Source organism: Zobellella denitrificans, from assembly GCF_002237365.1.
GTDB lineage: Bacteria > Pseudomonadota > Gammaproteobacteria > Enterobacterales > Aeromonadaceae > Oceanimonas > Oceanimonas denitrificans.
In genome coordinates, this window is the sequence record NZ_NMUO01000042.1 from 21,898 (window position 1) to 30,528 (window position 8,631).

9 protein-coding genes are annotated in these 8,631 nt (G+C 64.5%); 7 read left to right on the plus strand and 2 right to left on the minus strand.

What is annotated here, in order from left to right; all coding sequences use genetic code 11:
• Positions 1-34: 34 nt before the first annotated feature.
• The 3 genes from fabV (at position 35) to CGX12_RS10530 (ending at position 2,241) form a co-directional block, all read left to right on the plus strand.
• Positions 35-1,234, plus strand: a complete 1,200-nt coding sequence (fabV, locus tag CGX12_RS10520; protein WP_094039835.1) for an enoyl-ACP reductase FabV — start codon at positions 35-37, stop codon at positions 1,232-1,234.
• 60 nt (positions 1,235-1,294) lie between these two features.
• A complete protein-coding gene (locus CGX12_RS10525; RefSeq protein WP_094039836.1) occupies positions 1,295-1,636 on the plus strand; it encodes a 5-carboxymethyl-2-hydroxymuconate Delta-isomerase in 342 nt (113 codons plus the stop codon).
• 95 nt (positions 1,637-1,731) lie between these two features.
• Positions 1,732-2,241: an anti-virulence regulator CigR family protein gene (locus CGX12_RS10530; protein WP_094039837.1), complete on the plus strand. Its 510-nt coding sequence runs from the start codon at positions 1,732-1,734 to the stop codon at positions 2,239-2,241.
• A gap of 21 nt (positions 2,242-2,262) precedes the next feature.
• Here CGX12_RS10530 and CGX12_RS10535 read toward each other — a convergent pair whose 3' ends face one another.
• The gene (locus CGX12_RS10535; RefSeq protein ID WP_094039838.1) at positions 2,263-3,216 is read right to left on the minus strand and encodes a GGDEF domain-containing protein; all 954 of its coding nucleotides are present in this window, start codon (positions 3,214-3,216) and stop codon (positions 2,263-2,265) included.
• A gap of 3 nt (positions 3,217-3,219) precedes the next feature.
• A complete protein-coding gene (locus CGX12_RS10540; RefSeq protein WP_094039839.1) occupies positions 3,220-4,224 on the minus strand; it encodes a response regulator in 1,005 nt (334 codons plus the stop codon).
• A gap of 404 nt (positions 4,225-4,628) precedes the next feature.
• Between CGX12_RS10540 and CGX12_RS10545 the strand changes: the two genes are divergently transcribed.
• The 4 genes from CGX12_RS10545 to rluF all read left to right on the plus strand — a co-directional run.
• On the plus strand, positions 4,629-5,240 hold the full coding sequence (locus CGX12_RS10545) for a glutathione S-transferase family protein (RefSeq protein WP_094039840.1): 612 nt from the start codon (positions 4,629-4,631) through the stop codon (positions 5,238-5,240).
• Positions 5,241-5,340: 100 nt separating this feature from the next.
• Positions 5,341-7,104 carry a SulP family inorganic anion transporter gene (locus tag CGX12_RS10550; RefSeq protein WP_094039841.1) on the plus strand — a complete coding sequence of 588 codons (1,764 nt, stop codon included), beginning with the start codon at positions 5,341-5,343 and terminating at the stop codon, positions 7,102-7,104.
• Complete coding sequence (locus tag CGX12_RS10555) at positions 7,104-7,571, plus strand: methyltransferase family protein (protein WP_094039842.1); 468 nt, start codon at positions 7,104-7,106, stop codon at positions 7,569-7,571. Before CGX12_RS10550 ends, CGX12_RS10555 begins: the two co-directional genes overlap by 1 nt.
• Positions 7,572-7,694: 123 nt before the next feature.
• On the plus strand, positions 7,695-8,631 hold a 937-nt coding region (gene rluF / locus CGX12_RS10560), incomplete at its 3' end, for a 23S rRNA pseudouridine(2604) synthase RluF (protein WP_094039843.1).

The window sequence follows — 8,631 nt, forward strand, 5'->3', positions numbered from 1 at the left end:
CCTCTATTTGTGAATAACCGAGGCAAACATCTCTATGATCATCAAACCCAAGGTCCGTGGCTTTATCTGCACCACCACCCATCCGGTCGGCTGTGAGGCGAATGTACGCGAGCAGATCGCCTACGTCAAAGCCAAGGGCAAACTGGCGCAGGGGCCGAAGAAGGTGCTGGTGATCGGCGCGTCCACCGGTTACGGCCTGGCTTCCCGCATCAACGCCGCCTTCGGCAGCGGCGCCGCCACCATCGGCGTCTTCTTCGAAAAGCCGGGCACCGAGAAGAAGACTGGCACCGCCGGCTGGTACAACGCCGCCGCCTTCGACAAGGCCGCCAAGGAAGAGGGCCTGTACGCCAAGAGCATCAACGGCGATGCCTTCTCCAACGAATGCCGCGAAAAAGTGATTGAGCTGATCAAACAGGACCTGGGCCAGATCGATCTGGTGGTCTACTCCCTGGCCTCGCCGGTGCGCAAGCTGCCCGACAGCGGCGAAGTGGTGCGCTCCGCGCTCAAGCCCATCGGCGAGCCCTACAAGTCGGTGGCCCTCGACACCAACAAGGACGTGCTGGTGGAAGCCGTGGTCGAGCCGGCCAACGAGCAGGAAATTGCCGATACCATCCAGGTGATGGGCGGCCAGGACTGGGAACTGTGGATGAATGCCCTGGAAGCCGCCGGCGTGCTGGCCGAGGGCGCCAAGTCGGTGGCCTATTCCTACATCGGCACCGATCTGACCTGGCCCATCTACTGGCACGGCACCCTGGGCAAGGCCAAGGAAGACCTGGACCGCGCCGCCCATGCCATCGACGCCAAACTGAAGGCCGGTGGCGGCAACGCCCATGTGGCGGTGCTCAAGTCGGTGGTGACCCAGGCCTCTGCCGCCATCCCGGTGATGCCGCTGTACATCTCCATGGCGTTCAAGGTGATGAAGGAGCAGGGCATCCACGAGGGCTGTATCGAGCAAATCCAGCGGCTGTTCCATGATCGTCTCTACAGCGGCCAGCCCGCCCCGGTGGACGAGCAGAACCGCCTGCGCCTGGACGACTGGGAACTGCGCGACGAGGTGCAAAACGCCTGCCGCGAAATTTGGCAGAAGATCACCGACGACACCATCTATGAGCTGACCGATTACCAGGGCTACAAGGACGAGTTCCTGCGCCTGTTCGGCTTCGGCCTGGCCGGTGTCGACTACGACGCCGACGTCAACCCGGAAGTCGGCTTCGATGTGATCGAACTGGTGTAAACCGCTTTTTTCTGCGAAAGCCCCCGAAGCGGGGCTTTCTTTTTTTCAAGGAGCAAGCTCATGCCCCACTGCGTCATTGAATACTCCACCACCCTGGGACGCCAGCTCAGTCCTTCTGCCCTGGTCATGGCGGTGCACCAGGGGGCCCTCGACAGTGGCCTGTTCGAGGAGGCCGACATCAAGAGCCGGGCCATCGGTTACGATTACCACCACAACGGCGGCTCCAGCCGGGATTTTGTGCACGCCACCCTGAGGATATTGTCGGGGCGCACGCCGGAGCAGAAACAGGCCCTGTCGGCCGGGGTGCTGGATGCCCTGGCCGGCCTGGGGCTCAAGGATATCTCCCTCACCGTGGAGGTGGTCGACATGGAGCGGGAGTGCTACGCCAAGCGGCTGGACTGAATCCGACAGAACAGGTCCCATGGCGTGCCGGCGGGGTTTGCCGCCCGCGGCCGGCGGGAGTAGAGTGAAGAAAAGACCGCAGCCCCGGAGGCCTTATGCAGACCAGATACAAGTTGGGAACCTTATTGCTCGGTGGAGTACTGGGCCTCGGCCTGGCGCCCGCCTGGGCCCAGCCGCCCGAAGGCAAGGGCCAGGGGAATGCCCCGGGGCAGCAACGGGAGCAGTTGCTGCGCAACGAGAGCCGGGGGGATGTGTCCCGGGAACGTGAGCGGGACTGGCAGCGGGACGAGCGCCGCGGCGAACGGCGTGACTACGATCGGCGCGAGCCCCGGATTGACGAGGCCTCCCTGCGGGTGATCTTCCGCGAGCACCGCGACTGGATCGGCTACGATCAGAGTCGCGATGCCCTGCCGCCGGGTATCCGCATGAATCTGGCTCGGGGCAAGCCGCTGCCCCCGGGCATCGCCAAGCAGTTCGACCCGCGTCTGCGGGCCCGCCTGCCCCACTATGATGGCTACGAATGGCGCCGGGTTGGCGACAAGGCGATACTGGTCGACATCGCCACCCAAAACGTGCGCTTTATCCTGGAAAGCATCCTCGACTGAGACAGGGCCCCGGCCGGGGCCCTATCTCATCACCACCCGATTACGGCCGCCGTGCTTGGCGGCGTAGAGCGCCTCGTCGGCCTGACGCAGCCATTCCATGTGGCTGTTCGGGCCTTCCCGCAGGGGGGCCGCCCCCAGGCTGACGGTGTAGCGGATCTCGCCCTCCCGGGTGCTGACCACCGCGGCTTCAAAGGCCCGGCGCAGCCGCTCGCAGATAATGCGGGCACCTTCGGCATCCGTCTGCGGCAGTATGATGCCGAATTCCTCGCCACCATAACGACCCGCCTGATCCGCCTGGCGCAGGGCGTCCCGGGTAATGGCGGCCACCTGGCGGATGACGTCGTCCCCGGCCAGGTGGCCGAACCTGTCGTTGATCTGCTTGAAGTGGTCGATGTCGAACAGCACCAAGGTGGATGCCTGGCCGTAGCGGCGGAAGCGGGTGAATTCGGCGTCGAGCAGGGTCTCCCAGGTACCGCGGTTGAGCAGGCCGGTGAGCCGGTCGGTCATGCTCAGCCGGGCCAGCTGTTCGTTGGCCTGCTCCAGGGCCAGCCGGCTGCTGGCCACATCGGTGACGTCATACACCATCAGGCAGACCCGCCGGATACTGCCGTCGGGATCAGACAGCGGGCTGATGGTCAGGTTCTGGAACATGTATTCCTGGGTGCCGGTCACCGGGCGGCTGTTGCGAAAGCGGAACAGCCAGGGCCTTTGTTCCCAGGAGGTGAAGGCCCGGGTGTTGAGGGTGACCACGGTGTCCACCTTGCGCCGCAGCCAGGTTTCGGGCAGCTCCGGGAAGAGACGAAACAGGTTGCGGTCGCGCACGGCGGTGGAGGTCAGGCCGCTGTGGTTTTCCATAAAGCCGTTCCACAGCTGGACCCGAAAGTCCAGATCGACCACCACCAGTCCTATTTCGACCGACTCCAGCATATCCGCCAGCCAGTGGAATCCATGGGCATCCTGCTCGGTGAGGTTCATCGCTTACTCCGCCATGTAGCAAAGGCGTTGCTCCAGTCGGCCGACCGACTCTTCCGTGAGCAGCACCAGTAAATTGCAGTGAATATGATGGTGTTCGAGTTCGTAGGGGATCTCGATGCACAACAGTTGCTCGCTCTGCCGGCGGTGGTGTTCCAGCAGCACGTCCACCCGCTGGTGCCGGCCGAGCACGGTGGGGTGGCCGAGTCCGAGGCGGATGTCGAGCTGGTCTCCCAGCCCCTTGAGGAAGGCGCCGAACAGTATGCTCGACATGTCCATCAATATCTCCACGTCCGGCGCCCCGGCGTCCCCATCGTAGTGCAGCAGCCGTGCCATTTCCGCCATGCTGGCATCCGAAAACAGCAGCAGCGCCTCGCCGGACACGCCGGCCCCGACAAAGCCCTGGCAGACCGCGGAATAGCACTCGCCGTTTTTCGCCGCCGAGATGGCCATGCTGAGTTCGCTGCGGGCGATGGGGGCCACCTTGGGGATGGGCTGGCGGATGAAGATCTTGAGCAGACGGGCCAGCAGATCCGAGGCCTGGCCCATGGCGACGTTGGCCAGTTCCTGCAGGTAGTCGTCCAGGGAGAGGGAGGCATCGGGGAGCGGGGCCGCTGATGGCACCAGCGGGGCGGCTTCGGCCGGCTGGTAGAGGCCGTACCGGCGCAGCAGCCCGCTCAGCTCGGTGGCATCGACGGGTTTGCGGACAAAGGCCATGGCGCCCAGGGCCTGGACTCGTTCCTGGGCCTGCGGCTGGATATCGCCGGACACCACCAGGGTCATCACCGGCAGATCCTCGGCCCTGATGGCTTCCAGCACCCCGTAGCCGTCCAGCTCGGGCATGTTCAGATCGAGAAAGAGCAGATCGATGCCGCCGGTGCGCAACTGTTGCAGGGCATCGAGGCCGTGTTCGGCGAAATGGAGTTCAAGCTCCCAGCCCGCAGGCAGGGATCTGGCCATTTGCTTGCGAGCCAGGGCCGAGTCGTCACAGATCAGAACGCGTGTCGTCATGCCATCCTTTGCCTGTCGATAAATGGGAGAGAGCCGTCATCCGGCCGAAAGGCGATTATTCAACCATAATCGGAGGCCGGAGGACAGGTGACAAACGGCACCTAGATCGCATTCTGGGTGTTCGGGTTCTTTTTTTGCGATCCGGGACGGCATCCCGGGCCGCAGCTCTCCGTCCCCTGTCCAGGCGAGGGGGACTGGGATAACCTAAATAACCGCTCCTAATAGTGCTACATCGACCGGGTCCCGCACGCAGACGCGCCGTTAACCCATCCCTGGGGGCTCCGCCGCGCCATCCCTGGCGCGGCGGGTCTGCTTAGCGGAACCCTGTCGCTGCCGGTAGTGATCTACTATTCGGAACAGTTAGTTAGAACATGACCCTGACTCCAGAACCACGAGGAAATCCTATGAAGCTTTATGAACTGGCGACCACGCCCAATGCCCGGCGGGTGAATCTCTTTCTGGCCGAGAAAGGGATAACGGTCGAACGGGTGCAGGTGGACGTACGGGCCGGGGAAAACCTGACGCCCGAATTCCGGGCCAAGAGTGCCAACGGCCGCATTCCCTTGCTGGAGCTGGACGATGGCGGTTATCTGTGCGAGTCGGTGGCCATCTGCCGCTATTTCGATGAGCTGTACCCGGATGAACTGGCCCTGTTCGGCGACAGCCCCCTGGACCGGGCCCGGGTGGAGATGTGGCACCGCATCGTCGAACTGGACGGACTCATCCCCGCTTTCCAGGCCTTCCGCAACCTGAGCGGCGTCTATCGGGATCGGGAACACTGCGTCCCCGCCTGGGGCGAGGAGTCCAGGGCCCGGCTGCAGGCCTTCCTGCCCCGGCTGGAGCAACGCCTGGGCGAGAGCGACTATCTGGCCGGGGCTCGCTACTCCATCGCCGACATCGCCGCCTATGTGCTGATAGGCTTCCTGCCGCGGCTGGACATTTCGGTGGCGGAGCTGCCCCAATTGCAACGCTGGCTGGACCGGCTGCGCCTGCGTCCCGCCCTGGCCGGGTGCTGAGCCGCGCCGCCGTTTCCAGGAACTGTGGCAATGCTCGCGCATTTTCCCGCTCGGCCGCTCTATACTTAAAGCGAGATAACTAACTGCAAGTGGTTGAAAAATGCGCGATTTTTTCTCCCTGGCCCGCTGGATGCCGGGGTTGGTGGCGCTGCTGGAATATCAGCGGGCCTGGTTGTTGCCGGATCTGCGCGCCGGTCTGTCGGTGGCGGCGGTGGCGCTGCCGGTGGCCATCGCCTATGCGGAGCTGGCCGGGGTGGGGGCCGTGGTCGGCCTTTATTCCTGCATACTGCCGATGCTGGCCTACGCCCTGTTCGGTACCTCCCGCCAGCTGATCATCGGCCCCGATGCCGCCACCTGTGCGGTGATCGCCGCCGTGGTCACCCCCCTGGCGGCGGGGGATGCCGCCCGCCACTGGCAACTGGTGATGACCATGACCGCCATGACCGGCTTCTGGTGCCTGATCGCCAGCCGGTTCAAACTCGGGGTACTGGCCGACTTTCTGTCCCGTCCCATCCTGCTGGGGCTCTTGAACGGCGTGGCCATCACCATCATGGTCGGCCAGCTGTCGAGCATTTTCGGCTTTACCTTCGACGAGTCGGAGCTTATCGAGCGGATCGCCGCCGCGCCCAGCTACCTGGCGTTGATCCACTGGCCCACCCTGGGCATCAGCCTGCTGACCCTGGCGGTGATGCTGGCCTGCCGGCGCTACCGGCCCCAGTGGCCCAGCAGCATGCTGGCGCTGGCCGTCGCCGCCGCCCTGCTGTGGGGACTGGGCCCGGAGCGCGCCGGTATCATGGTGGTAGGAACCATCAGCGGCGGTATTCCCTCGCTGCAGATCCCGGAATTTCCGCCCGGCCTGATGCGGGAACTGGTGCTGCCGGCGCTCAACCTGGCGATGGTGAGCTTCGTGTCGATGATGCTCACCGCCCGCAGCTTCGCCGCCAAGAACGGCTACGATATCGATGCCGACAAGGAATTCCGGGCCCTCGGCGTGGCCAACTTGGCCTCGGCGGTGTCCCAGGGGTTCGCCATCAGCGGCGCCGACTCCCGCACCGCGGTCAACGACGCCAACGGCGGCAAGAGCCAGTTGGTGTCGATCGTGGCCGCCACCGTGATCGCCCTGGTCACCTTTTTCCTGACCGCGCCCCTGCAGTACATTCCCACGGCGGCATTGGGCATAGTGCTGGTAATGGCCTCCTGGTCGCTTATCGATCTGCGCGGCCAGTGGGCGCTGCGCCACTCTGACAACGCCGCCTTCTGGCTGGCCTGGATCACCTTCGTCAGCGTGCTGTTTATGGGGGTGATCCCCGGCATCACCCTGGCGGTGCTGCTGGGGCTGTTCCAGTTTCTGCGCAACGTGATGCGGCCCACGGACCAGTTGATGGGCATGAACGACGAGGGGGTAGTGCATACCCTGGGCCACAACGAGGAGGTCAAGGCCGTGACCGGGGTGCTGATCTATCGTTTCAACTCGCCGCTCACCTATTTCAACGCCGCCTATTTCAAGCGCCGGGTGCTGCAGTTGCTGGGACGGGAGCCCCATCCGCCCAAGTGCCTGATCATCGATGCGGTGTCCTGCTTCACCCATCAGGACATCAGCGTGATGAGCATGGTGGGGGAACTGCACAAGGAGCTGAAGCGGCGTGGCATCCAGCTGCTGATGGCCGGCCGGCGCAGTCAGATGACCCACTGGCTGCACCAGGCCGGCATCCGGGTGGGGGAGGACGGCATCCTGCTCTACCCGGATTTGTATGAGGCCTTGCGTATGACCCGTTGCTACCGGGAGCCGGAAGAGCCGGTGGCGGAAGGGGGAGCCTCGCCTGTCGCCCCTGCATTGCCGCAAGAGCGGCTGGCGGAGTCCTGATGCGCCCGGCCACCCTGCGCCGCCTGCTGTGGCTGCCGCCCCCCGGCGTGGTGGTGCTGATCGCCGGCCTGATGTGGCTGGTGCGGCGCTGGAGCGGCGGGCTGGCCTTTGCCGGCCAGGGCTGGGTTGCCCTGCTGGTGCTGGCGGCGGGGCTGGCGCTGATGGCGGCGGCGGCGTGGCAGTTGGCACGGGCCCATACCACTGTGCTGCCCTTTCATCCGGAGCAGGCGTCGCACCTGGTGACCACCGGGATCTTTCGCCGCTCGCGCAACCCCATCTACCTGGGCGATCTGCTGCTGTTGCTGGCCTGGGCCCTCTGGCTCGGCAGCCTGTTCAACCTGCTGTTGCTGGGACTGTTCGTGCTCTATATGAACCGGGTGCAGATAGCGGCGGAGGAGCGGGCGCTGGCGCGCAAGTTCGGGCCGGCCTACCTCGGTTACTGTGCCCGGGTCCGGCGCTGGCTCTAGCTGTCCGGGGAAGGGGCTTGCGATGGCCGGCCCGGGCGCCTACACTGCCGCTTTTCGCAAAACCGCCCTGGATCCGTCCGGATTGGGCCGGTTTATTGCCACCGAGGGAGAGTGTCAGGGCCCATGACAGCAGACAACGGCGGTACCCGCCTGAACAAATTTATCAGTGAAACCGGCATCTGCTCCCGCCGGGAGGCCGACCGGCTGATCGAGCAGGGGGCGGTGGCGGTGAATGGCCAGGTGGCCGGCATGGGTGTCAAGGTAACCGCGGCCGACAAGGTTACCATCAACGGCAAGCCCCTGCGTGCCAGGCCCCAGCCGGTGTACCTGGTCTACAACAAGCCCATCGGCATTACCTGCACCACCGACCAGGCCATTCCCGGCAATATCGTCGACGCGGTCAAGTATCCTGCGCGCATCTTCCCCATCGGCCGGCTCGACAAGCCCTCGTCCGGCCTGATCCTGCTGACCAACGACGGTGACATCGTCAACAAGATACTGCGTGCCGGCAACGCCCACGAGAAGGAATACATCGTCTCGGTGGACAAGCCCATCACCGAGGATTTTGTGGCCAAAATGGCGGCGGGGGTGCCCATTCTCGATACCGTGACCAAGCCTTGCAAGGTCAAACAAATCGGCCCGCGCAGCTTCAATATCATCCTCACCCAGGGGCTGAATCGCCAGATCCGGCGCATGGCGGAATACCTTGGTTTCGAGGTCACCAGCCTGAAGCGGGTCAGGATCATGAATATTTCCCTGGGCGGACTCAAGGCCGGCCAGTGGCGGGAGGTCAGCCCCCAGGAGCTGGCGGTGATCAACCGCATGGTGCAGGGGTCGAGCAAGACCGAAGAGGCATCCCGGCTGGACGTGCCGAAAGCGGCCCGCAAGGGGCCGCGGGTCGGCCAGGACGGCAGGGGCAAGGCGGCCCCGGGGGTGGCTCCTATAACAATCTCCCGGCCCACGAGAAAACCGCCAAACTCGTATGCAGGCCTCTGTTTGCAAAAAAAAAAACTCAACCTAATATCTAACCTTCCTAGTCATTTCTCTGACTCGCTCGTTG

What these genes read in the sequence shown, in the direction of transcription:
- fabV (WP_094039835.1), top strand. Translation starts at nt 35, where the DNA reads ATGATCATCAAACCCAAGGTCCGTGGCTTTATCTGCACCACCACCCAT.
- CGX12_RS10525 (WP_094039836.1), top strand. Translation starts at nt 1,295, where the DNA reads ATGCCCCACTGCGTCATTGAATACTCCACCACCCTGGGACGCCAGCTC.
- CGX12_RS10530 (WP_094039837.1), top strand. Translation starts at nt 1,732, where the DNA reads ATGCAGACCAGATACAAGTTGGGAACCTTATTGCTCGGTGGAGTACTG.
- CGX12_RS10535 (WP_094039838.1), bottom strand. Translation starts at nt 3,216, where the DNA reads ATGAACCTCACCGAGCAGGATGCCCATGGATTCCACTGGCTGGCGGAT.
- CGX12_RS10540 (WP_094039839.1), bottom strand. Translation starts at nt 4,224, where the DNA reads ATGACGACACGCGTTCTGATCTGTGACGACTCGGCCCTGGCTCGCAAG.
- CGX12_RS10545 (WP_094039840.1), top strand. Translation starts at nt 4,629, where the DNA reads ATGAAGCTTTATGAACTGGCGACCACGCCCAATGCCCGGCGGGTGAAT.
- CGX12_RS10550 (WP_094039841.1), top strand. Translation starts at nt 5,341, where the DNA reads ATGCGCGATTTTTTCTCCCTGGCCCGCTGGATGCCGGGGTTGGTGGCG.
- CGX12_RS10555 (WP_094039842.1), top strand. Translation starts at nt 7,104, where the DNA reads ATGCGCCCGGCCACCCTGCGCCGCCTGCTGTGGCTGCCGCCCCCCGGC.